Origin of the sequence: Streptomyces sp. SID5643, assembly GCF_009872555.1 — a bacterium.
Classification (GTDB): Bacteria; Actinomycetota; Actinomycetes; order Streptomycetales; family Streptomycetaceae; genus Streptomyces; species Streptomyces iakyrus.
This window is the reverse complement of sequence record NZ_WWIC01000203.1, coordinates 1-23,663: the sequence shown is the minus strand read 5'-3', so window position 1 is coordinate 23,663 and position 23,663 is coordinate 1. Positions and strand designations below refer to the sequence as shown.

Sequence of the window (23,663 nt, the reverse complement as noted above, 5' to 3'; positions counted from 1 at the left end):
TGGTGGAGGGGGCGAGGAGCCGCATCGCGACCGGCCCCACCGGGCTGGGGACGGCCTCCCGTCGGCCCTGTCCGCTGCCGCTGCGGGCGCGGTCAGCTGCGTCCGGCGACGACGGCGTTCTCGGGCACTTCACGAGCAGCGGGGGGGCTGAACATCGGACGCCGGGCGGCCTACGGGTCGCGGCGCCACTCCCGGTACGCGGCTACGGCCGTCGGCAGTGTGGGGAAGATCCGCTCGGGCCCGACGGTGTCCGTGAGGCCGTACGCCGTCAGGTCGGCCAGCAGGTCCCGCTTGACGCGCGCGAGGGCGAAGACGATGCCGCGGTCGGTGAGTTCGCGGCGGAGTGCGTCGACGGCGTCCAGGGCGGTGATGTCCACCTCGACGTTGGCCTCGGTGTTGAGGACGAACCATCGGACCGGGCCGGTCTGTACGTCGACCGCGGTCAGGGCCCGGCGGTGGAAGTCCTCCGCGTTGGCGAAGAACAGCGGGGAGTCGTAGCGGTAGATCAGCAGGCCGGGGATGGTGCGGGCCTCGGGGTAGTCGTCGATGTCGTGCATGCCGGCGACTCCGGGGACCAGTCCCTGCACGGCGTCGTGCGGGCGGGCGACCCTGGCGAGCAGCTCGGCCACGGACAGGCCTACGGCGACCAGTACCCCGTACAGGATGTCCAGGGCGAGGACCCCGGTGAGGCAGCCGAGCGCAAGCAGCAGTTCCCGGCGGCGGAAGGATGCCAGTCGCCGGAAGCCCGCCAGGTCTGTTCCTCGCCATGGGTGCCGTCAACGTCGGGGCGAGCCTGGTGCACGGCTTCCCGGTCAGCAGCAGCGCCAGCCGCACCGCGCTCGCCTCCCTGTCCCACCCCGAAGGCAGTGCTGGGCGCCCTCGTGGTCTCCTGGTTGGTGTCCAGCGTGTCCGTGTCCGTGTCCGCGTCCCGGTTCCGGTCGGCGAAGGCCCGCGCGGTGAGGATGAAGTCGGTGTAGCCGACGAGGAGGACGCCCAGCGCGGGCACCACCAGGTTCGGCAGCTCGGTCAGGTCCGGCACGGCGAGACCGGGCAGGCCGGCCGGGACGTCACCGATCACCTTGATGCCGTGCCGGTCGTCGAGCCCGAACCCTGCCACGGCAGCGGTACCCAGTACCACCGCCAGCAGGGAGCCGGGGACGGCGCGGACGTACCGGGCGATGGCCAAGAGGAACGCCAGAGCGACGGAGGCGACGACGACCGTGGCGGTATGGGCGTCCGCCAGGTTCCGGACGAAGGACATGAGCTGTGGGAAGAACGTGGAACCCGCGGTGTCGACGCCGGTCAGCTTGGGCAGTTGGTCCACCGTCATGATCAGCGCCACGCCCGCCAGGTACCCGAGGAGCACCGGCCGGGACAGCAGATCCGCGAGGAAGCCGAGACGTGTCGCCCAGGCCGCCACGCACAGCAGTCCCACAGCAGTCGCGAGTGTGGCCGCCAGCGTCGCGTACCGGGCCGGATCTCCGGCGGCGAGCGGGCCGACCACCGTCGCCGTCATCAGCGCGGTCGTCGACTCCGGGCCGACCGAGAGCAGGCGGGAGGACCCGAGCAGGGCGTACAGGACGAGCGCGGGCAGGATCGCCCACAGCCCGGCGACCGGCGGCAGCCCGGCCACGCCCGCGTAGGCCATCACCTGGGGCACGAGGTACGCGGCCACCGTCACGCCGGCCACGACATCGCCCCTCAGCCACGAGCGCCGGTAGCCGAGGAGGGTGCCGAGTCCGGGCATCGGACGGCGCCAACCACCCGATCGCAGAGCAGGGTCGCCCGAACTGCGAAACATGGTCCTCCTTCTGACAAGTGGCCTCAAGAATCCACTGGCCAACGCACCATGCGAAGAGGGCTGTCGGCCCACCTCCTGCCGCCGCCCACAGGGCCTGCTGGCCCCCGCCTCGGGACCTGCGGCCCCTGCACCACCGGCCCCCGGGCCACCACGCTGGAGTCGAATCCCCGGACGAGGAGGCAGAACGTGATCCGCAGTGTCGTCGTAGGTCTCGATGGCTCGGCTGAGAGCCGTGCCGCGGCGGAGTGGGCGGCCCGCGAGGCGAAGCGGCGTTTCTTGCCGCTCAAACTGGTGCACGTGTGGGAGCCGGTTCCCGCGCCCGTCGCCCTGGCACAGTTCCTCGGTGCCGAGGCGCAACAGGGGTGGAGCGAGCGTGTTCCACGCGAGGTGATCGAGGACCTCAAGCTGCGTCATTCCGGACTGGACGTATCGGTGGAACAGGCCCCCGGCCGGCCCGCCGAGGTGCTGACCGATGTGGCGAAGGGCGCCGAGCTGCTGGTTCTCGGCTCCCGAGGGCTGAGCGGTATCGGAGGATTCCTCGTCGGCTCCGTGGGCCAGGCCGTCGTGGCGCACACGGAGCAGCCTGTGGTTCTGGTCCGTGCCGGCGAGAAGGCCACCGGCGGGCCCGTCGTCCTCGGGCTCGACACCGACCACCCCGACGACACGCTGCTCACCTTCGCCTTCGAGGCGGCGGCCCGCCGTGTCACACCGCTGCGGGTCGTCCACGTCTGGAACCCGCCGCCGTACTTCGCCTACGGTCTGCCCGCCGACCCCGAACTCGACGCAGCGCTGGGCAAGCAGGACGCTGCCACGCTGGCGGAGGTGCTGAACCGCTGGAAGGAGAAGTACCCGGCCGTCGAGGTCATCGAGGTGTCCCGCGCTGGCAGTCCCGCCGTCCACCTGGTCGACGCCTCCCGCGACGCGTCCCTGGTTGTCGTCGGCCGCCGGACGCGCCGCAGTCCGCTCGGCGCCCACCTAGGCGCCGTGACGCACGCCGTGCTGCACCACGCCACCGCCCCGGTCGCCGTCGTCGCGCACGACTGACGCACCGAGCTGATGGCCCGGCCGCGGGGCCGGGCCACATTTCCCGCCTGCGCGCCGAGCTCGGCCTGGAGCGGCGCGCCCAGGCGCGGTCATCGCCACGCAGACCCAGGAGCGAGTGCGGCACGAAGCACGCTGAGCCTTCACTCGCGGATGTGCCCGACGGCTCCGCCCTGCGGTGGAGGGTGATCAACCGCCCCACGGGAGGAGAGCACATGCAGATCGTTTCGCGCACCAAGGGACGATCGGCGCCATCTGAGCAACAGAGGACCTGGCGCATCGTGGTCCGCCAGGGGCGCCTCGGTGGGCGGATTCCTGGTGCTCGGCCGGGCCGCCGCCGGGCTGACGCTGCTCTCGTCCATTCTGCCGCTGCCGAGATCAGGGAGCTGCCACCAGGCCCACAGGCCCGGCGGGCAGCCGCGGCGCCGGCGCAGATCGAGGACCTTCGCCCGGCCCGCTCCGCTCCGCCTCACGGGTAGCCGCGCGCTCCGTCGAGCTCCCGGCCCGTGACGATCTCGGACTCGATCCGCACGAACACGGCCCCTGGCAAGGGCATCCAGGACGTGGGGCCGTCCCGGGACAGCCGCTCGTGCTCGGCCTGGTCGGTCACCACGGCGGCCCGCCCGGTGACGACCACGCTCCAGCCGGACCGGGTTGCCGCGTGGAACTCGTCCGCCTCGAAGGCGACGACGCCACCGTCGATGGCGCGGACGAGGTCCGAGTCCGGCGAGGTGCACAGCAGGACGGAGGTGTCCGTGTCCAGGGAGAAGTTGACGGGGAGGACCGCGGGCAAGGCCTGCCTGGTATAGACCACGCGGCCGACCGGCGCCTTGGCGAGCAGGCGCAGGCTTTCCTGCCGGTCGAGTGCGCGAAAGGCGCCGTTCTGGTACATCAGTCCATCGTCGTCGCGGCCGTCGTGTGGGGGTAGGGCCGACCGGCCCTACCCCCACACAACGCGAGGAAAGCCGATCGCAGCGCCGTTCCCGGCGCCGTGGCCGGGCCGCGCGGGGTCATGAACAGCCGGACGCGCGGACCCGTCCCATGCGGTGCGACACGGGCCGTTCTCCCGTACGGCCGGGACCGATGGCCCCTCATTGCCCGGGCCGCATCCGGTTCAGGATGGGGTCACTGAGAACCGTGTACCAAGCGAAGAGACGGGTCCGGCTGATGTACACCAACGACGGTTTCCACGAACTCGGACGGCAGGAGTGCCTGCGGCGGCTGGCCAAGGCGCCCGTCGGCCGCATCGTCTACACGCGCCAGGCCCTGCCCGCCGTCCTGCCGGTGAACTTCGGTCTGGACGGCGAAGGCGCGGTGGTGCTGCGCACTTCCGCGGCCTCGGAACTGGTCCGCGCGATCGACGGTGCGGTGGTCGCCTTCGAGGCCGACGACGTCGACCCGGTCCGGCACTCCGGCTGGAGCGTCGTCGTCACCGGCGCGGCCGTGGTGGTGACCGACCCCGCCGAGCACAAACGCCTGTCCCGTACCGTTCCGGCCTCCTGGGTGCCATCGCCCCAGGAAGTCTTCGTCCGTATCGAGCCCGAACTGGTCACCGGGCGTGAACTCGTCGGCGGAAGCACCCTGTACGGGGTGGACCTCACCGCCTGAGCCCCTCTTTCCGGATCGCATCGCCGCGATCCGGCACGCCGGACGAACCTGCACGAGTCATCGGCGGCGGTAGCACATTCAGCAGCTGGGGAATCCGGAGAGTGGAATCCGGTCATCAGGGACCACTGGCCCTGGCCTCCAGTCCCCCGGACAGGGAAGGATTCCCATGGAAACAGAAGAGGACATCACAAGGAGTGACTGATGGCGGACAGTGAGCAGGCCGGCACCGGAGGCCCCATCCGGGTCTTCCTCCTGGACGACCACGAGGTCGTACGGCGCGGTGTGCACGACCTGCTGAACGACGAGCCGGACATCACGGTGGTCGGTGAGGCCGCCACGGTCGAGCAGGCCCTGGCGCGCGTCCCCGCGCTGCGCCCCGATGTGGCGGTCCTCGACGTCCGCCTGCCCGACGGTGACGGCGTGACCGTGTGCCGTGAACTGCGCTCGAGCATGCCCGAGCTGGCCTGCCTGATGCTTACCTCGTTCGACGACGAGGAGGCCCTGCTGGACTCGATCATGGCAGGTGCGTCCGGGTACGTCCTGAAGCAGATCCAGGGCTCGGACCTGGTCTCAGCGGTGCGCACCGTGGCCCGTGGCCAGTCGCTGCTGGACCCGAGCGCCACGACCAAGCTGATGGCAAGGCTGCGGGGAGGTCAGAAGCAGGAGGAAGAGCCGGACGCCCTGCCGGGGCTGACCGAGCGGGAGCGGGAGATCCTCGCCCTGATCGGCGAGGGCCTGACGAATCGGCAGATCGGCCAGCGGCTGTATCTGGCGGAGAAGACGGTGAAGAACCACATCTCCCGCCTGCTGGCCAAGCTGGGCGTGGAGCGTCGTATCCAGGCCGCCGTCATCGCCACTCAGGCGCAGGACCGGCTGCGCGGCGAGGGACGCTGAGGCGAAGCCGGGAGAGCGGCGAGGCATGCCGACGCCTCCCGCCCCGGCCCGCTGCCGCCGCGCCTGGGCCGAACGGCCCCCGGTTCACCCCCTTGGGCCCAAGCCCCGCCCCACCCGCCGGCGGAAGGCTGATATCGCACCCGGACGACACCGGGCGTCGCGAACCCGTCGGGGAGGACGAGGGACATGACCGTACGCGTGGGCATCAACGGCTTCGGCCGCATCGGACGCACCTACCTGCGCTGCGCACTGGAGCGTGCGGAGAGCCCTGCCGGCACCTCCATCGAGGTGGTGGCGGTCAACGACCTCACCTCGCCGGAGGCACTGGCCCATCTGCTGGCGTACGACTCGACTTACGGGCGGCTCGGCCGCGTCGTCGAGCACGACGACGGTTCGCTGACCGTCGACAGCCACCGCGTCGCCGTCACCGCGGAACGCGACCCCGGCGCCCTGGCCTGGGGCGACCTCGGCGTGGACGTCGTCATCGAGTCCACCGGCCGCTTCCGCACCCGCGAGCAGGCCGGCCTGCACCTGGGGGCGGGAGCGCGCAAGGTGCTGCTGTCGGTTCCCGGCAAGGGCGTCGACGCCACGGTGGTGATGGGCGTCAATGAAGGAACGTACGACCCGGACCGGCACCACGTGGTTTCCAACGCTTCCTGCACCACCAACTGCGTGGCCCCGATGGTGAAGGTGCTGGACCAGCACTTCGGTCTCGTCAAGGGGCTGATGACCACCATCCACGGCTACACCAACGACCAGGTGGTCCTCGACGGTCCGCACAAGGACCTGCGCCGGGGCCGCAGCGCCGCTGTCAACATCATCCCCACCAGTACCGGCGCGGCCCGCGCGGTCGGCCTCGTCCTGCCGGAACTGTCCGGCACCCTGGACGGCATTGCCGTACGCGTCCCCGTCGAGGACGGGTCGCTGACCGACCTGAGCGTGGTGCTCGACCGTCCGGTGACCGCCGACGAGGTCAACGCGGCCTTCCGGGAGGCCGCCGACGGGCCGCTGAAGGGCATCCTGCGGGTGTCCGACGCGCCGATCGTCTCCCGCGACGTCGTGGGGGACCCCGCCTCGTGCGTCCTGGACGCCCCGCTGACCCAGGCCCACGGCGACCTGGTGAAGGTCTTCGGCTGGTACGACAACGAGTGGGGGTACACCAACCGGCTGCTCGACCTCACGGAGTACGTCGCCGCGAGGCTGCCGCGGACCTGACCAGGCCGCGCGTGCTCCCTCCTGGCAGGGCTGATCTTGTGTCCTCCTCGCGCGCCGACCGCTACCGTGGCAGTGAGCGGACGGCGGTCGGCTCTACGCGGAGGGTTGGAGGATCACGTTGTCAGGCTCCGAGGAGGCTCGGAAGGCTCAGGTGAGGCTCCCCCAGCTCAGGCTGGACGAGTTGCTGGAGGAGTTGCAGGCCCGCATCGACGCGGCCCGGGGAACCCAGGACCGGGTGCACAGTCTGCTGGAAGCGGTGCTGTCGGTCGGCCGGGAACTGGACCTGGAGCAGGCGCTGTACAGCATCGTGGAGGCTGCGACGGCCCTGGTGGACGCCCAGTACGGTGCACTCGGCGTGATCGGCCCGGACGGCAAGCGGTTGTCGGCCTTCCACACGGTCGGCGTCAGCAAGGACCAGATCGCCCGCATCGGGAACTACCCGGAGGGGCACGGCATCCTGGGCGAGCTGATCCGCCACCCCGAGCCGCTGCGCCTGCCGAAGCTTTCCCAGCATCCGGCCTCCTACGGTTTCCCACCGCACCATCCCCCGATGAACACGTTCCTGGGGGTCCCCATCCGGGTCCGGGACCAGGTGTTCGGCAACCTGTACCTGACCGAGAAGCGGGGCGGGACCGACTTCGACGACGAGGACGAGGCCGTCCTGTCCACCCTCGCCGTGGCCGCCGGCGTCGCCATCGACAACGCCCGCCTGTACGAAGAATCCCGGCTGCGCGAGCGGTGGCTGCAAGCGAACGCCGAGATCACCCACAGCCTGATGTCCGGCGGCGACCAAGCGGAGGTGCTGCGGCTGATCGCCGAGCGAGCGCGGGACATCACCGGTGCCGGACTCGCCGTGGTCGCGGTGCCGATGCAGGACACGGACACGCTCGCGGTGGAGCTGGCCATCGGCCGGCAGGCGGAGGCACACCGCGGGCTGGTGCTGCCCGTCGAGGGCAGCCTCATCGGGCGGGCCTTCACCGATGTGGCACCGGTGACCAGCCCGGACGTCTCCCAGGACGACCGGATCTCGGCCGGTCCGCCGCGCTATTCCGGCCTGGGTCCGGCCGTCGCTGTGCCCGTGGGGACGGGGGACGGCGTACGCGGGGTCGTGCTGCTGGTGCGTGAGGCGGGCGCGAACGAGTTCACCCAGAAGGAGATGGAGCCGCTGCAGGGCTTCGCCGCGCAGGCCGCAGTCGCCATGGAACTCGCCGAACGCCGTCAGGACGCCGAACAGATCGCTGTTCTTGAAGATCGCGACCGGATCGCTCGGGACCTGCACGACCTGGCCATCCAGCGGCTGTTCGCCACCGGGATGACCCTGCAGAGCGCCGGCCGCCTCATCGAGCACGCGCAGGCCTCGGAGCGCGTGCTGCGGGCCGTTGACGACCTCGATGAAACCATCAAGATCATTCGGTCGACGATCTTCGGCCTGCGCACGCGCGATGACGACGCGGCCCCCAGTCTGCGGTCCCGAGCGATGCGCGTGGTCGGTGAGGCCGCGCCCATACTGGGTTTCGCGCCCAGTGTGCGCATGGAGGGTCTGCTCGACACTCATGTGCCGAGGGAGACCGCCGATCACATCGTGGCCGTGCTGTCCGAGTCCCTCACCAATATCGCCCGCCACGCGCACGCCGACCGCGCCGAGGTGATGCTGGAGACCGACGGCAACGAGGTGCGCCTCACGGTCACCGACAACGGTGTGGGCGTACCCGAGGGGGGCCGCCGCAGCGGCCTCGCCAACATGGCCGTGCGGGCCAGGAACCTCGGCGGGGACTTGGAACTCGCCGGCCGGGACGGCGGCGGAACGCGACTGGTGTGGCACGCCCCGGTGCGGGAAGGGCAGGGCCCCTCGGAAGGGTGATCATGGCGAGGCACCAGGTGCTGCCTCCGGGTCAGCTGGGCGTCTGTTTGACCGTTCGAGGTCCCGCCACCGGCACCGCTCGGCGCGGCGGCCTGCGCACGCGCTCGTCGCGCCCCCATGGCGCCGGAGTACCTCACCTGCCTGGATCCTTCTGCACCCCCGCCTGAGGGCACTCGGCCAGGCGCATCCCGCCGGCGGACCGGTGAGCGGATCACCCGGCATCCAGCGCCTCGCGGTCCGTGCGTGGGGCCAGGCGGGCCTGACGGGGAGAGCCGCAGGCCACACACCCAGGGCTGAGAGCTGCGTGTCCCGAACCCGGTGGCGGCTCTCCGCCGCGCAGGGCCACGCCCAGCACCAGCACAGCTGTCCGGGTCGCGGCACCAGCGCGGCGGACCGGACAGCCGGTCCGCCGCCTCATGGCCCGCCGGGTTCGTCGTATCGCGCCGAACGGCCCCCCGGCCCAGGGCCGTTCAGCCCGCTGCCGTGGACCTTCGGCCTCCGGCGCGAACCAGCGCTGCCCAGGACAGTGAACGGTGTCGGGAACCAACCGGACCATCCCTGAAGGGATCACCGTCATGGCCGTGCACGATCACTCACACCGGAGTGCGGGTCTCCACCTGCCGTCGTTCCGAGGGAACCGGACGTCCACCGCACCCGAGTCCGCCGTGTCGGCACGCGAGGACACACACACCGCGCGGGCCTACGTCTTCGGTTCCGTGCGCCTCCTCATGGGCTTCATCTTCCTGTGGGCCTTCCTGGACAAGACGTTCGGATTCGGTTACGCCACCCCGTCCGGCAAGGGCTGGATCGACGGTGGATCGCCGACGAAGGGGTTCCTCGGCTCCGTGTCCGTCGGGCCGATGGAGCCGACGTTCCACGCGTGGGCCGGCGCGGCCTGGGCGGACTGGCTGTTCATGCTCGGTCTGCTGGGCATCGGCCTGGCACTGGTCGCCGGGATCGGACTGCGCCTGGCAGCGGTGGCGGGGACCGTGATGATGGCACTGATGTGGGTCGCGGAGTGGCCACCGGCCCAGCACCTCTCGGACGGTTCGCCGAGCATGTCGACGAACCCCTTCGCCGACTACCACCTCGTCTACGCCGCCGTCCTGATCGCCCTGGCCGCCGTCTCCGCGGGCGACACCCTGGGGGCCGGCCGGCTCTGGGCCAGGCTCCGGTTCGTCCGCGACTACGGCTGGCTGCGCTGAACGCGGGGATGCGGTGGCTCGCCACCGGGCCCGCCGCCCGGGCAGTGGGAGGGACGGTCGCGTCCCGGTCCGGGATCAAGGGCCCCTGCACTGCCCGCCGCCGCCCGCGCACGACCCTCGCATCGGATCCCTTGCTTCACTTCTGGAGGTTGAGAACATGTCCCGCACCATCACCGTAGGTCTCGACGGCTCGTCCGAGAGCCGGGCCGCCGCCGAGTGGGCGGCCCGGGAAGCGAAACTGCGCGGGCTGGCGCTCAGGCTCGTCCATGTGTGGCAGCCGGTGCCAGAGCCCATGGCCCAGGCACCGCTCCTCGGCGCCGAGACCCACCAGCACTGGACCGAGCGGATCCCGCGCGAAGCCGCCGCGGGTCTGCGGCTCCGGCACCCGGGCGTCGAGGTGAGCACGGAGCAGTGCTCCGGCAACCCCGCCGAGGCGCTGTGCTCGGCGGCGGAGGAGTCCGCGCTGCTGGTCCTGGGATCGCGCGGCATGAGCGGGATCGGCGGGTTCCTGGTCGGCTCCGTCGGCCAGGCCGTCCTGGCGCATGCCGAGCTGCCGGTCGTCCTGGTCCGCGCGGGCGAGCAGGCCGCCGACGAACACGAGACGGACCCCACCGGCATTCCGTCGGCGGCAGCCCCTTACCGGCCCGTCGTGCTCGGCCTGGACACCGGTCGGCCGGATGAAGGACTGATCGAGTTCGCCTTCGACGCGGCGGTGCGCCGCGCCACGTCCCTGAGGGTCGTCCACGGATGGAACCCGCCGCCCTACTACGCCTACGGCCTGTCCGCCGATCCCGGATTTCACGACACCCTCGCCCAGAGCGAGGCCGCCGGCCTGGCGGAGCTGCTGCGCCCGTGGCGGCAGAAGTTCCCGGACGTCGAGGTCCTGGAGGAGTCCCGCCACGGCAGCCCGGCCCTGCACCTGATCGACGCCTCCCGCGAGGCATCCCTCGTCGTCGTGGGCCGCCGGGTCCGCCGCAACCCGCTCGGCACCCACATCGGTCCCGTCACACACGCCGTCCTGCACCACGCCACCGCGCCCGTCGCCGTCGTCCCGCACGACTGAGCATCCTGAGGAGAAGCAGTCATGAAGGCAGCAGTCGTCCGGGCCTTCGGTGAACCGCTGGTCATCGAGGAGCGCCCCGACCCCGAGCCCGGCCCCGGCCAGATCCGTGTCCGTCTCGAGGCGTCCGGGCTGTGCCACACCGACATCCACGCCGCGCACGGGGATTGGCCGGTCAAGCCGAACCCGCCGTTCGTGCCCGGGCACGAGGGCGTGGGTCTGGTGGAGGTCCTCGGCGAGGGCGTCACCCACCTGGCCGCCGGGCAGCGGGTCGCGGTGCCCTGGCTGGGCCGGGCCTGCGGGCGGTGTGAGCACTGCCTGTCCGGCTGGGAGACCCTGTGCGAGCAGCAGATCAACACCGGCTACGGCTGCGACGGGGGGTACGCGGAGAAGATGCTGGCCTGGGCCGACTTCGCCCAGCCGGTGCCTGAGGGTGTCACCCCGTTCGACGCGGCCCCGCTGACCTGCGCGGGCGTGACGACGTACAAGGCGCTGAAGGTGGCCGACGTCCGGCCCGCTCAGCTCGTCGCGATCTCCGGTGTCGGCGGGCTGGGACACCTGGCCGTGCAGTACGCGAAGATCGCCGGCGCCACCGTCGCCGCGATCGACGTCACCGACGACAAGCTGCGACTTGCCCGTGAGCTGGGTGCCGATCTCGTCATCGATGCCCGCAAGGACGACGTGGCAGCGGTGCTGAAGCGCCACGGCGGTGCGCACGCGGCGATCGCGCTCGCGGTGAACGAGGCCGCGTTCACGGCGGTCGACTCCGGTCTGCGCCGGGGCGGCAAGCTGGTGATGGTGGCGCTGCCCGCACACGGCACGATCCAGGTGCCGATCTTCGACACGGTCCTGAACGGCACCAGTGTGATCGGTTCGATCGTCGGCACCCGGCAGGACCTCGCCGAGGTCTTCCAGCTCCACGCGGCCGGCCGGACGAAGGTCATCTACGAGACCCGCCCGCTCACCGCCGTCAACGACTCGATTGACGAGGTACTGCGCGGCCAGGTCAAGGCCCGCATCGTCTTCGACCTGGGAGCACGGTCATGAGCACCAGGGACCTTCCGCTCGTCGTCGGCGTCGACGGATCCGAGCCGAGCCTGCGGGCCGTGGACTGGGCGGCCGACGAGGCCGCCCTGCGCGGGGTGCCCCTGCGGCTGGTGAACGCCTCGCTGTGGGAACGGTACGAAGGCGCCGCACTCGCGCATGACCTCGGCAAGCCGTCCGGACGGGGCATCGCCGAGGACATCGTCGAGACCGCGGCGCGGCGCGCCCGCCGGCGTGCCGCACACGTGAGGATCTCCACCGTCGTGCTCCCCGAGGAGCCCGAACACGCGCTGATGCGCGAGGGACGGAACGCTTCCGCACTGGTCCTGGGCACCCGTGGCCGCGGCGGCATCGCCGACCTGCTGCTCGGCTCCGTCAGCCTGACCGTGGCAGCCCACGCGTCCTGCCCGGTGATCGTCGTCCGTGGCAACCACGACAACCAGGCCGGGGCCGGGCTGCGCGGCCGCGTCCTCCTCGGAGTCGGCGACTCGTCGACGGCTGCTGTCGACTTCGCCTACGAGGAGGCGAAGAGGCGTGGGGTGCCGCTGGACGCCGTCCGCGCCTGGCGCTGTCCCGCGCACGAGACCACCGACCACCCCCTGCTCGCGGGCGAGCCGACGCGCCTGCACGAGGAGCAGGCTGCCAAGGTGCTGGAAGCGGCCCTGAAGGACGCTCCGGCGGACATGGAGCTGAACCGGCGCACGATCGAGGGACCCGCTCGCACGGTGCTCCTCGCCGCCTCGCACGAGGCCGGCCTCCTCGTCGTGGGCGCTCGGCGCCGACAGCCCGGGCACCTCGGCCTCCAGCTCGGCCGCGTCGCCCACACCGTCCTGCACCACTCCGCCTGTCCGGTGGCGGTCGTACCCGAGCGGGCGTGAAGTCAAAGGCCCCGCCACGTGGCTCCGCCTTCACCGACTCCGAACCTGACGGGGTGATGGGGCCGACCGGCCCTCGGTCGGTCCCGGACAGCCCATGGGTCCCCGCGGCGAAGCGCTGGATGCTCGAAGAGTCGAGAGACTTGGAGGAGATCCGCGATGACGGACGACGTGCTCAGCCGACCCCCGGTCCACGCCCTGCTCACGGACGGCACCACCGTGTGCATCCGTCCCGTGCTGCCCGGCGACCACGATCAGCTGGAGGGGCTGTACGAGGAGATGTCCCCGGAGAACCTGCGCCTGAGGTTCTTCGCGGCGAGCCGCCGTTCCGCCACCGCGGCCGCCGATCGAGCCTGTGCGTCGGCACGGCCCGGCTACCGGGCACTGCTGGCCGAGACGAAGGGCCAGGTGATCGGCCTCGCCGAGTACGACACCGGGGGCGGCAGGGACTCGGCCGAGATCTCCGTCGCCGTCGCCGACGGGCTGCACCACCGGGGCGTGGGCACCCTGCTCGTCGAACACCTGGTCTCGGCGGCCCGGTCGGACGGCGTCACGACCTTCACGGCAGACGCGCTGAGCGAGAACCGTGAAGTCCTCAGGCTCTTCACCGACCTCGGCCTGGACGTGACCCGGCGCTTCGAGGGCGCCGAGGTGCGCTGCACGATAGCCCTAGACGAGGACGACACCTACCTGACGGCGGTGGAGGCCCGGGGCCGGGCCGCCGACGTGGCCAGCCTCGTACCGCTGCTGCGGCCGAAGGCGGTGGCCGTCGTCGGCGCCGGCCGCAAGCCCGGCTCGGTCGGCCGCGCCCTGCTGCACCACCTGCACGCCGGCGGTTACACCGGGCGCCTGTTCGCGGTGAACCCCAGCGCCACCAACATCCTGGGCGTGCCCTCCTACCCCTCGATCACCTCCCTGCCCAGGACGCCCGACCTCGTGGTGATCGCCGCGCCCGCTCCCGCGGTCCCGACCGTCGCCGACGAGTGCGGCAAGGCGGGCGTACGGGCCCTCGTGGTCGTCTCCGCAGACCTCGACGGTCCCCAGGCGCAGGCGCTCCTGACCGCCTGCCGTACCCACGGCATGCGCCTGGTGGGCCCCAACTGCCTCGGCATCTCCAACACCGACCCGGACCTGAGCCTGGACGCGACGTTCGCCGCCGGTCACCCGAAACCCGGCAGCGCGGGCGTGGCCGTGCAGTCCGGTGGTGTCGGCATCGCCCTGCTCGACGGGCTGTCCCGCCTGGGCATCGGTGTGTCGACGTTCGCCTCCCTCGGCGACAAGTACGACGTCAGCGGCAACGACATGCTCCAGTGGTGGGAGAGCGACGGCCGCACCGACCTCGCCCTGCTGCACCTGGAGTCCTTCGGCAACCCGCGGGCCTTCTCCCGCACCGCCCGGCGCGTCACCCGCCGCATGCCCGTCCTCACCGTCGACGCGGGCCGCACCGACGCGGGCCGACGGGCCGCCGCCTCACACACGGCGGCCGCCGCCACCCGCACCATGACGCGGCAGGCCCTCTTCACCCAGGCCGGCATCACCGCCACCCACTCGATCGGCGAACTCCTCGCCACCGCGGCCCTGTTCCACACCCAGCCGCACCCGGCGGGGACCCGCGTCGCCATCGTCACCAATGCCGGCGGCGCGGGCGTACTGACCGCCGACGCATGCGCCGAAGCGGGTCTCGTCCTGCCGCAGTTCACCCCCGGACTCGTCGACGACCTCTTGGCCGTACTGCCTTCCGGTGCGGCCGTCGGCAATCCCGTGGACGCCACCGCGGCCGTATCGGAGGATCAGCTGCGCGAGTGCGTCGACCGGCTCCTGACGTATCCGGGGATCGACGCCGTGCTGCTCGCCCTCGTCCCCACCGCGGTCGCCGCGGCGACAGGTGACGATCTGGTCCGGGCCCTCACCGCAGGACCGGGACGACGGACGCGGCCGGTCGCCCTCGTTCGCCTGGAGCAGGACGTGGCGGTCAGCCTGCTGCCCGCCGCCGACGGTGGCACCATCCCCTCGTACGCCGAACCCCAGGCGGCGGCACGGGCCTTGGCCCACGCCGCCCGGCGGGCTGCCTGGCTCGCCCGCCCGGCCGGCACCGTACCGGCTCTCGAGGGCGTCGACACCGGCCGCGCCCGCCAGATCACCGAGACGTACCTCGCCTCGCATCCGGACGGCGGCTGGCTCGACCCACTCAGCTGCGCAGACCTGCTGGCCTGCTACGACATCCCCCAGCTGCCGTGGGCATGGGCCGACACGGAGGACGACGCCGTCCTCGCCGCCGAACGGCTGGGCGGTGTCGACGGCCGGGTGGTCATGAAGGCCCACTGGCCCGGACTGGTGCACAAGAGCGAGCAGCACGCGATCCGCCTCGACCTGCGGGGCGAGGGGCAGGTCCGTGCCGCCTACCAGGACTTGGCACGTCGGTTCGCCGGGCTGATGGCCGGCGTGGTCGTGCAGCCGCTCGCCGAACGCGGCACCGAGTTGTTCGCCGGAGTCGTCCAGGACGACGTCTTCGGGCCGCTCGTCCTGTTCGGCCTCGGCGGGACGGCCACGGAGGTGCTCGCCGATCACGCCGCCCGCCTCGCCCCGCTCACGGACCACGACGTGCACGACCTCATCACCGCCCCGCGCTGCGCGCCCCTGCTGTTCGGCGCGCGCGGCAACGGACCCGTGGACCTCGAAGGCCTGGAACAGGTCCTCCTGCGGCTGTCCCGCATGGCGGAGGACGTGCCGCAACTCGCCGAGGCCGACTTCAACCCGGTTCTCGCCACACCCGGCCAGGTCACCGTGCTCGACGCGCGGATACGCCCCTTGCCTCGCATGCCCAAGGACCCCTATCTGCGCCGACTGCGCTGAGGAGGCACCGGCACGAAGTGGCCCGGCGACATGCGGAGCGGCTGCCGGTGCGCGGCGATCCCTCGCCACGACCCGGCAGCTCGACGGCGGGATCGACGTCAAGGACGCCCGCCGCTACGTGCGGCGACACGGCAGGTCATCCCTCCGCTCCCTCCGCTCCTGAACCAGCGATCCTCACGGGCCACCGAGGGGTCTGAAGCGGCTCAGCCAGGAGTCAGCTCGGCCGCGATCTCCGCCGTCCACGCGTCAATGGCGTCCCAGTCACGGTAATCACCGAACCGGCCGCCCATCACGCGGAAGAAGATCCGGCCCGCTCGCGGAAGCTGGGCCGGTGTGAGGACTCCCGAGAACAGACGGTGCCCTCGGTACGCCAGACCGGCGGGAAGGTCTCGCTCGATCACCGGAACCTCCTTCGTGACCAGGCGCTTCCAGGGGCCTCGCAGCGCAGCAGGCATTCCGACGCTGAAGATCCATACCGGTCGCATGCCCAGTACATCGCGGTTGTCCCGTATGAAGGCCGCCGCCGGGGTCAGCCAGCGCTGGTTGTGAACCGCGCTTCCGAGGACGAACGCCTCATAGGTGTCGGCGTCATCGACCTCCGCCATGGGACGCGCCCGCGCTGCGAGTCCCGCTCGGCGCAGCTCGGCAGCCACCCGCTCGGCGATCTGGCGGGTGGAGCCGTGGGCGGTCGCATGGCCGACCAGAACGTCCATCACGTCACCTCGATGCGCTCTGCGCCTCAAGCAACTCCGCTCGCGGGGCGAGGCGGGTTCCGACGACTCGAAGCGGCACCGCAGGTCGGTCGGGCGCCGGCACTGCGACCACGGGGACAGTGGCGTGCCTCCAGCATTCACGGCCGACCGCACCTCCTACAGGGAGGTCGAACTGCCCGTGCACGGTGCGTCCCAGGACGAGCAGCAGGGCGCCGCGCGCCCGGTCCAAGAGGACGCGCACAGCCGGGCCCTCGGCCAGTTCGGCGTGTACGGCATCGTCGATCCGCGGCCCGAACACCCTGCGCAGCGTCTGCGCGAGCAACCGCGCGGCCGCGTCCCGTTCCTCGGCGGGCGTGGGCCGCACCGACACCGGGGCGTACGGGGCGACGCGGGACGCGGTCGCTTCCCAGGCGTGCACGGCGACGACCTCAACGCGCAGCGCGCGGGCCTGCTCGGTGGCCCAGCGAAGGGCGGCCGCGGACGCCTCGGACCCGTCGACGCCCACCACGATGGTCCTGCCGGTGGCGAGTTCGGTCATGGCAACCTCCCGTAAGGCTTCATGTCTCCACCATGGTCCGGAGCGCGGGCGTGCCGCGTGGGCCGGGCGGCTCCGGCGCAGCGCCGATGGTCCCTCGCGAACAGGTGACGATGGACGGCTCAGTACAGGGACGCCGGCCAGCACGTCACAACGGCGGTGACGACACCGGCGTCCAGCACCATGCCGAGGGACAGCCACGGATGGAACCACAGGGCTTCGAGCAGCAGGCGACGCAGGCCGCGGTGAGCGCCGCGACGGACCAGCCACTGCTCTGCGTCGCGGCGGGAGCGTCCCGTCACCCGCACACCGTGATCCACCACGTCGGCTGCCCTGTGGCCAGGACAGCTCGCGTGAGAGTCTCGCCGCGGCCCGATGGGCGGCCGGGGAAGCCCTGCGCCGAGGACTGCCGCTCCGGCTCGTGCACGCCTGGGAAGGCCTGCCCGAGAACGCCACCGAGGCGAGCCTGCCCGGGCTGCGCACACCTCAGTACCACGTACGCCGGGTGCTGCGCGGCGCGGCCGATCAGATCAGCGCACGGCATCCGCAGCTGCACGTCGCCGCACAGGTGCGCAGGCAGCCCGGCTCGGCGTTGCTCGACGAAGCGGAGAACGCCGAACCGCACACAGGCCCAGCCGCCCATGCCCTGATCCATCCCGTCACCCGGCCTGCTGCGCCGGTGCCGCCCGACTGACGACCCGTTCGGAACGGGCCCCGCCGGGCAGGTGCTCGCGGATCACGCGCGTCACGAGTCGGCTGATGTGCTGCTCATCGCAGGACCCGCGCACCGCAGAGCGTCTGTCAGCCGCGCGTGCACCTCGAAGGCGTCCGTCAGGTTCGTGTGCCGCAGGATCCGCCGGAAGCCGGCACTGTCAGTGACCAGCCGCAGCCGGCCCTGCCGGGCTTCGACGCGGTTGCGTGCCCGGCACAGCACGCGCAGTCCTGCGCAGTCGATGAAGGACATAGGACGCAGGTCCACCACCAGGTCGGCGCCTGGAGCGGCGGTCAGAGCGTCGAGCCGCGCGGACAGCGCGGGTTCGGTGCGTATGTCGATCTCGCCGTGCAGCTCGAGAACGGTCGTGTCGCCGACGGTGCGTTCCGTGTGGCTCGACATGGTGCCTGGGTGCGTATGCGCCATGGGTAGAGCCAAGACCAGACGCCGCATAGGGCGGAAGGGCCGGACGGCCCCTTGGGCGTGGAGAAGCAGGGCCATCCGGTCCACAAGTGACCGGGCGAGCGGATCGGCCGTCTGCACGGCGGCCGGTCGGCGCCGTCTTCGGGCTTGGGCCCTCATCTCGCGGGTCGTGGATCACCAGAGCGGGACATCCCGGAGAGGCCACTGTCATGTCCCCCCTGTCTCCCGTCCTCGTCGGTTTCGACGCCCGTTCCGAGAGCGTCGCGGCGGTCGGCTGGGCCGCCCGATGCGCGGGGCTCCGCTGCGTCTCGTACAGTCCTGGGAGCGGTCGCCGGGGAACCCGCGACAGCTCTGCTGACCGCCGCGGCGGACGCCGGGATGCTGGCACTCGCATCGCGCGGCCTGGGCCGGGCCGCCGCATTCATGCTCGGTTCCGTCGACCGGTCCGTGGTTGGCCCGGGCCGAGCGGCCGGTCGTGCTGGTCCGTGCCGACGCCGCCCTGGAGGCGGCGAGTGCTGACCACGGGGCGTCGTGGTCGACGCGTCCCTGACACCGGACTGCTCGTTGTCGGGCGGGCGTCCCGGCACGCCCCGATCGGTCCGCAGACCGGACCCGTCACCCGGGCGGTGCCCCACCCACGCCGTGCCGCCGGTCGCGGTGATTCCGCACGACTGACACCGCTGGCTGATTCCCGGGCCGAGGAGGACGTGTGCGAGGCCCACCCGGTCCTTTCCACGCAGCGGGGGCCCGTCCGAGTCCCGCCACGATCCGCCCCCGGCGATCGTGGCGGGGCTTCGTCACACCGCACGAAAGAGGCGGCGGCCGCTGTCCGGGGAGCAGATGAGATCCCCGCCGGCTTGTGCTTGCTTGCCCTTCGCCGTTGCGTTCAGCCGTAGTACGCGGCGCGCATGAGTTCCTGCATGTCGTCGAGCATGGGCATCCGCGGGTTGGCGGGCGCGCACTGGTCCTCGTAGGCGTTGAGGGCCTGTTGCGGCAGGGCGCCGAGGAAGGCCTGCTCCTCGACTCCGAGCTGGCGGAACGACGGCTCGATGCCGACGGCGTCGCGCAGGCGTTCCACGGCCGCGGCAACCGACTCCACGCCCTCCTGCGGGGTCGCGGCGGGCAGGCCGAGGGTGCGGGCGATGTCCTGGAAGCGTTCCGGGGCCCGGTAGTCCTCGTACTTGGGCCAGCCGGTGAGCTTGGTCGGGACGGTGCCGTTGTAACGGATGACGTACGGCAGCAGGACGGCGTTGGTGCGGCCGTGGGCGACGTGGAAGGTGGCGCCGAGGGTGTGGGACATGGCGTGGACGATGCCGAGGAAGGCGTTGCCGAAGGCCATGCCCGCGATCGTGCCGGCGTTGTGCATCTTCTCCCGGGCCTGGGCCGAGCCCTCGCGGTCGGTCACGGCCGCTTCGATGTGCTCGAAGATCAGCCGGATCGCGTGCAGGGCGAGGCCGTCGGTGAAGTCGTTGGCGTAGACGGACACATACGCCTCGATGGCGTGGGTGAGCGCGTCGAAGCCGCTGTCGGCCGCCAGGGCCGGAGGCAGGTCGGTGGTGAGCAGCGGGTCGATGATCGCCACGCTGGGGGTGAGCGCGTAGTCGGCCAACGGGTACTTCTTGCCGGTGGCGGGGTCGGAGATGACCGCGAACGGGGTCACCTCGGCGCCCGTGCCGGAGGTCGTGGGGATGCACACCAGACGGGCCAGCGCGCCCAGCGTCGGGAAACGGAAAGCTCGCTTGCGGATGTCGGAGAACTTCTGCCGCATGTCCGCGAAGTCCATTTCCCTGCCGGCGGCCTGCTGTTCGTACAGCAGCCACATGACCTTGGCCGCGTCCATGGGCGAGCCACCGCCGAGCGCGATGATCGTGTCGGGGCGGAAGTCCCGCATCAGGGCGGCCCCGCGCCGCACCGAGTCGATGCTCGGCTCCGGTTCGACGTTGTCGATGACCTGCACGGTCACCGGCTCACGGCGACGCTGGAGCACCCGCGTGACACGGTCGACGAAGCCCAGCCGGGTCATCGTCGCGTCGGTGACCACGGTGACGCGGTGCACGTCCGGCATCGACGCCAGATAGCGGATGGCCTGCGGCTCGAAGTAGATCTTCGGCGGGACCTTGAACCACTGGAGGTTGTTCCGCCGGGTGGAGACCCGCTTGACGTTCAGCAGCTGGGCCGCGGAGACGTTGTTGGAGACGGAGGTGCTCCCCCAGGATCCACAGCCCAGCGTGAGCGATGGCAGCAGTCCGTTGTAGATGCCGCCGATGGCTCCCTGGGAGGACGGGGCGTTGACGATGACCCGTACGGTCTTCATCCGCCTGCCGTACGCCTCGGCGAGGGCGGGGTCCTCGGTGTGGATGACGGCGCTGTGGCCCTGGCCGTGGAAGGCCACCATGTCGGCGGCCAGGTCGAAGCCCTGCCGTTCGTCCTCAGCACGCAGCACGGCCAGCACCGGGCAGAGCTTCTCACGGGTCAACGGCTCGTGCGCGCCCACCCGTTCGGCCTCGACCACGATGATCGAGGTGTCGGCGGGAACGGTGAACCCGGCCTGCTCGGCGATCCACGACGGACTCTGCCCCACGGCCGCCGAGTTGACCTTCGGCTCGCAACCGCCGTCCTGCGCCCTGCCGGTGGGGAAGAGGAACGCTTCGAGCCTGGCCTTCTCCTCGGTGGTGGCCACGTGGGCGTGCAGCGTGCGGAACTCGGTCAGCGCGGCGTCGTAGATCTCGCTGTCCAGGATGACGGCCTGCTCAGAGGCGCAGATCATGCCGTTGTCGAACGACTTGGACAGCACCAGGTCGTTGACGGCGCGGCGCAGCTTGGCGCTCCTGTGCACGTACGCCGGGACGTTTCCCGCGCCTACGCCCAGGGCGGGCTTGCCGGCCGAGTAGGCGGCCTTGACCAAGGCGTTGCCGCCGGTGGCCAGGATCAGCGAGACGCCCGGGTGGCGCATGAGCGTGCCGGTCGCCTCGACGGACGGGGTCTCTATCCACTGGATGCAGTGCTCGGGTGCTCCGGCGGCGACCGCGGCGGCGCGTATGATCCGGGCCGCTTCGGCGCTGCAGCGCTGGGCGGAGGGGTGGAAGGCGAAGACGACCGGGTTGCGGGTCTTCAGCGCCATCAGCGCCTTGAAGATCGTGGTGGAGGTCGGGTTGGTGACGGGAGTGACAGCGCAGACCACGCCCACGGGTTCCGCAATCTCGACCATGTCCTCGATGTCGTCGCGGGCGATGATCCCGACGGTCTTCATCGGGCCCATGCTGTGCGTGACGTGCTCGCAGGCGAACATGTTCTTGGCCGCCTTGTCCTCGAAGACGCCGCGCCCGGTCTCCTCCACCGCCAGCCGCGCCAGCGCGGTGTGCTGGTCGAGGGCGGCGACCGACGCCTTCTTGACGATGTGGTCGACCTGCTCCTGGGTGAGGGCCTCGTAATCGTCGAGTGCCTTGAGCGCGGCCGTCACGAGACGGTCCACGGCGATGGTGGTGTCGGACGGCGCGGCAGTGGCGGCCGGGTCCGCGGTTCCGTCGTCGTGTCGGGTCATGAGGAGTGCGCCTCCGTTGTGAGGGGCCGCCGTGGATGTACGGCGACGGATGGGCGGGAGCCGCGCCGCGAGTGAAGGGCACCGCTCACGGTTTCCACTGTCCAGCCCTTCATGGCGCCGCCCCAGGCGCCGAAGGTCCCCGTCCGTGACCGTCGGGCCCGGGCCGCCAGGGCCGGACGGCCCACCGAGCCGGGCTTCGGCGCCGGCGGGCGGCCCGCGCGTCACTGGGGGTACGGTCGCCCGGGCGCACTGGTTGGGGAGCAGTCGTCGTCGAGGAGGGTCAATGCGTTGACCACTCCCACGACGCCTTCGAGCCGCCACACCGAGTGGACGGCCTCCGGGACCTGACTGCGCAGGTCCACACGGCCGTCGAGCGTGACGACGCCGTCCCGGACGGAGACGCGGACCGCGTCGTGTGGCAGGCCCAGGCCCCCGCCGACGAGGACCTCGTCGGTCACCTGGCGGCGGATGTCGTCGTCCGTGCGCAGGAAGACCCGGAGCAGGTCACGGCGCGTGGCGATGCCGATGAGGCGGTCATCCTCGTCCACCACGGGCAGCCGCTCGACGCCGCGGCGCTCCATCAGCCGCGCCGCGTCCGGGACGGACTGCTCCGGATGCACGGTGATCGCCGGTGCCGACATCAGGTCCTGGGCCGTGACGCCACGGGCCGGGTCCCGGCCCGTGCGGTTCGCCTGGGCGCGCACCAGGTCGGTCCAGGAGACCACGCCGAGCACCTTGTCGTCGTCGTCGACCACGGGCAGCCCGCTGATCCGGTGGTGGTCCAGCAGCCGGACGACCTCCTTGAACGGCGTCGTCCGGCAGGCCTGGACGACGTCGCCGGTCATCACTTCGCCGACGGTGTGGGATGTCACGGTGGTTCCTCCTTCACCGGCACGTGCCGGACGGGTAGGGCTCGGCCGCCCTACGCACCACGCCGCCCGGCTTTCCTAGCGCTGCCGACCACCGCGCCACGGCGGTGGCGTGGCGGTCCTGCGGGCCGCGTCCCGGCGGTGCGCGGCGCGTTCCGTGCGGCTGCGCAACCGGTCCTGGAGGCGGTCGGCGAGCTCCCGGGCGCTCGCCTCACGGGCGTGCACGACGACGAGGTCGCCGCCCACCTGGATCTCGGCGCCGGCGGACCAGGGAAGGTCCACGTGGTGGGCCGCCGCCCTGGTGACCCGCACCTCGCCGCTGACGGACGGAAGCCCGGGACGGTCCAGCACGGCGCCGACCTTCTCCCGGACGTAGGCGAGCGACTCCTCGTCCACGTCGCCCTCGGACCGCACGCGTACGGAAGCGGGGCCGCCCACGCGGCCGGTCTCCTTGGCAGTCATGTGCGCACTCCTCGTGACAGTTCCTGGTGATCGCTTGTGCCGCGTCTCCACACTGCTGCCTGCGCCGCCGCGGCCCCGTGGCCGGCCGGCCTCGGAGACGGGGCCGTGGGTCCCGGCCACCGGCTGTCGCCGGGCCCCGGGTCGTCACCGGCTGTCGCTCACGTCGGTCTCCTCCAGCGCGGCACGTCCGGCCTCCAGGCGGGCGACCGGGACGCGGAACGGCGAGCAGGAGACGTAGTCCAGTCCGGCGGTGTGGAAGAAGTGCACCGAGTCGGGGTCGCCGCCGTGCTCGCCGCACACGCCGATCTTGAGGTCCGGCCGGGTCGCGCGGCCCTCGGCGACGGCGATCTCGACCAGGCGGCCCACGCCGTCCCGGTCCAGCGTCTCGAACGGGGAGGCGGGGAAGACGCCCTTGTCGAGATAGGCGGAGAAGAACTCCGCTTCGACGTCGTCCCGGGAGAAGCCCCAGGTCGTCTGGGTGAGATCGTTGGTGCCGAAGGAGAAGAACTCGGCCTCCGCGGCGATCCGGTCCGCCGTCAGCGCCGCCCGGGGCAGCTCGATCATGGTCCCGACGGGGCAGCTGACGGGGACGCCGGACGCTGCGGAGACCTCGCCCAGTACCCGCTCCACCTCCTCGCGGACGATCCGCAGTTCGCGGACGTCCCCGACGAGCGGAACCATGATCTCCGCCCGGGGGCTGCCGCCGGCCCGCGTGCGTTCCGCGACGGCCTCTCCGATGGCCCTCACCTGCATGGCGACCAGCCCGGGAACGACCAGGCCGAGGCGCACGCCCCGCAGCCCGAGCATCGGGTTCTCCTCGTGCATCCGGTTCACCGCGCTCAGCAGTTCGACATCGTGCGCGGCCGGCAGGTCGCCGCGTGCCTCGGCGGCGGCGATCCGCACCGCGAGCTCCGTGCGGTCGGGCAGGAACTCGTGCAGCGGCGGGTCCAG

Annotated in this window: 20 protein-coding genes and 1 pseudogene; 11 read left to right on the top strand and 10 right to left on the bottom strand. The window is 71.9% G+C overall.

Annotation, left to right across the window (positions count from 1 at the left end):
• Window positions 1–170 precede the first annotated feature (170 nt).
• A pseudogene (locus tag GTY56_RS22790) lies at window positions 171–1,801 on the bottom strand (SulP family inorganic anion transporter).
• Window positions 1,802–1,987: 186 nt separating this feature from the next.
• Here GTY56_RS22790 and GTY56_RS22785 point away from each other — a divergent pair.
• On the top strand, window positions 1,988–2,845 hold the full coding sequence (locus GTY56_RS22785) for a universal stress protein (RefSeq protein ID WP_161367184.1): 858 nt from the start codon (window positions 1,988–1,990) through the stop codon (window positions 2,843–2,845).
• Window positions 2,846–3,311: 466 nt separating this feature from the next.
• Here the strand turns inward: GTY56_RS22785 and GTY56_RS22780 are convergent, their stop codons facing one another.
• Window positions 3,312–3,734, bottom strand: a complete 423-nt coding sequence (locus tag GTY56_RS22780; RefSeq protein WP_161367183.1) for a pyridoxamine 5'-phosphate oxidase family protein — start codon at window positions 3,732–3,734, stop codon at window positions 3,312–3,314.
• A 275-nt stretch (window positions 3,735–4,009) separates the two neighbouring features.
• On the opposite strand from GTY56_RS22780, the gene GTY56_RS22775 reads away from it, so the two are divergent.
• The 9 genes from GTY56_RS22775 (at window position 4,010) to GTY56_RS22735 (ending at window position 15,457) form a co-directional block, all read left to right on the top strand.
• Complete coding sequence (locus tag GTY56_RS22775; protein WP_161367246.1) at window positions 4,010–4,450, top strand: pyridoxamine 5'-phosphate oxidase family protein; 441 nt, start codon at window positions 4,010–4,012, stop codon at window positions 4,448–4,450.
• A 201-nt stretch (window positions 4,451–4,651) separates the two neighbouring features.
• The gene (locus GTY56_RS22770; RefSeq protein WP_161367182.1) at window positions 4,652–5,344 is read left to right on the top strand and encodes a response regulator; all 693 of its coding nucleotides are present in this window, start codon (window positions 4,652–4,654) and stop codon (window positions 5,342–5,344) included.
• Window positions 5,345–5,530: 186 nt separating this feature from the next.
• A complete protein-coding gene (gap, locus tag GTY56_RS22765; protein WP_161367181.1) occupies window positions 5,531–6,559 on the top strand; it encodes a type I glyceraldehyde-3-phosphate dehydrogenase in 1,029 nt (342 codons plus the stop codon).
• A gap of 118 nt (window positions 6,560–6,677) precedes the next feature.
• The gene (locus tag GTY56_RS22760) at window positions 6,678–8,420 is read left to right on the top strand and encodes a sensor histidine kinase (protein ID WP_161367180.1); all 1,743 of its coding nucleotides are present in this window, start codon (window positions 6,678–6,680) and stop codon (window positions 8,418–8,420) included.
• A gap of 575 nt (window positions 8,421–8,995) precedes the next feature.
• Window positions 8,996–9,625: a DoxX family membrane protein gene (locus tag GTY56_RS22755; RefSeq protein WP_202510593.1), complete on the top strand. Its 630-nt coding sequence runs from the start codon at window positions 8,996–8,998 to the stop codon at window positions 9,623–9,625.
• A 157-nt stretch (window positions 9,626–9,782) separates the two neighbouring features.
• Complete coding sequence (locus GTY56_RS22750) at window positions 9,783–10,688, top strand: universal stress protein (protein WP_161367178.1); 906 nt, start codon at window positions 9,783–9,785, stop codon at window positions 10,686–10,688.
• A 21-nt stretch (window positions 10,689–10,709) separates the two neighbouring features.
• Window positions 10,710–11,732 (top strand): alcohol dehydrogenase AdhP, encoded by a 1,023-nt coding sequence (gene adhP / locus GTY56_RS22745; RefSeq protein ID WP_161367177.1) that lies wholly within the window; start codon window positions 10,710–10,712, stop codon window positions 11,730–11,732.
• Window positions 11,729–12,607: a universal stress protein gene (locus tag GTY56_RS22740; RefSeq protein ID WP_161367176.1), complete on the top strand. Its 879-nt coding sequence runs from the start codon at window positions 11,729–11,731 to the stop codon at window positions 12,605–12,607. The genes adhP and GTY56_RS22740 overlap by 4 nt, the downstream gene beginning before the upstream one ends.
• Window positions 12,608–12,763: 156 nt before the next feature.
• Window positions 12,764–15,457, top strand: a complete 2,694-nt coding sequence (locus GTY56_RS22735; protein ID WP_161367175.1) for a bifunctional acetate--CoA ligase family protein/GNAT family N-acetyltransferase — start codon at window positions 12,764–12,766, stop codon at window positions 15,455–15,457.
• Window positions 15,458–15,660: 203 nt separating this feature from the next.
• Here the strand turns inward: GTY56_RS22735 and GTY56_RS22730 are convergent, their stop codons facing one another.
• From GTY56_RS22730 to GTY56_RS22720, 3 genes are all read right to left on the bottom strand, one after another.
• On the bottom strand, window positions 15,661–16,170 hold the full coding sequence (locus GTY56_RS22730; RefSeq protein WP_161367174.1) for a flavodoxin domain-containing protein: 510 nt from the start codon (window positions 16,168–16,170) through the stop codon (window positions 15,661–15,663).
• A 4-nt stretch (window positions 16,171–16,174) separates the two neighbouring features.
• Window positions 16,175–16,708: a universal stress protein gene (locus GTY56_RS22725; RefSeq protein ID WP_161367173.1), complete on the bottom strand. Its 534-nt coding sequence runs from the start codon at window positions 16,706–16,708 to the stop codon at window positions 16,175–16,177.
• A 119-nt stretch (window positions 16,709–16,827) separates the two neighbouring features.
• On the bottom strand, window positions 16,828–17,007 hold the full coding sequence (locus GTY56_RS22720) for a hypothetical protein (RefSeq protein ID WP_161367172.1): 180 nt from the start codon (window positions 17,005–17,007) through the stop codon (window positions 16,828–16,830).
• Here GTY56_RS22720 and GTY56_RS22715 point away from each other — a divergent pair.
• The gene (locus tag GTY56_RS22715; RefSeq protein WP_346345544.1) at window positions 16,980–17,399 is read left to right on the top strand and encodes a universal stress protein; all 420 of its coding nucleotides are present in this window, start codon (window positions 16,980–16,982) and stop codon (window positions 17,397–17,399) included. The genes GTY56_RS22720 and GTY56_RS22715 overlap by 28 nt on opposite strands.
• 51 nt (window positions 17,400–17,450) lie before the next feature.
• On the opposite strand, the gene GTY56_RS22710 is transcribed toward GTY56_RS22715, so the two are convergent.
• The 5 genes from GTY56_RS22710 to GTY56_RS22690 all read right to left on the bottom strand — a co-directional run.
• On the bottom strand, window positions 17,451–17,819 hold the full coding sequence (locus GTY56_RS22710; RefSeq protein ID WP_237524977.1) for an STAS domain-containing protein: 369 nt from the start codon (window positions 17,817–17,819) through the stop codon (window positions 17,451–17,453).
• 907 nt (window positions 17,820–18,726) lie between these two features.
• Window positions 18,727–21,381 carry a bifunctional acetaldehyde-CoA/alcohol dehydrogenase gene (gene adhE / locus GTY56_RS22705; RefSeq protein WP_161367170.1) on the bottom strand — a complete coding sequence of 885 codons (2,655 nt, stop codon included), beginning with the start codon at window positions 21,379–21,381 and terminating at the stop codon, window positions 18,727–18,729.
• Window positions 21,382–21,602: 221 nt separating this feature from the next.
• Window positions 21,603–22,253, bottom strand: coding sequence for a CBS domain-containing protein (locus GTY56_RS22700; protein WP_346345542.1), 651 nt, complete (start codon window positions 22,251–22,253; stop codon window positions 21,603–21,605).
• 75 nt (window positions 22,254–22,328) lie between these two features.
• Window positions 22,329–22,712: a hypothetical protein gene (locus tag GTY56_RS22695; protein WP_161367169.1), complete on the bottom strand. Its 384-nt coding sequence runs from the start codon at window positions 22,710–22,712 to the stop codon at window positions 22,329–22,331.
• Between the two features lie 144 nt (window positions 22,713–22,856).
• Window positions 22,857–23,663 (bottom strand): putative PEP-binding protein (locus GTY56_RS22690; protein WP_346345541.1); only part of this gene is annotated, 807 nt, incomplete at its 5' end.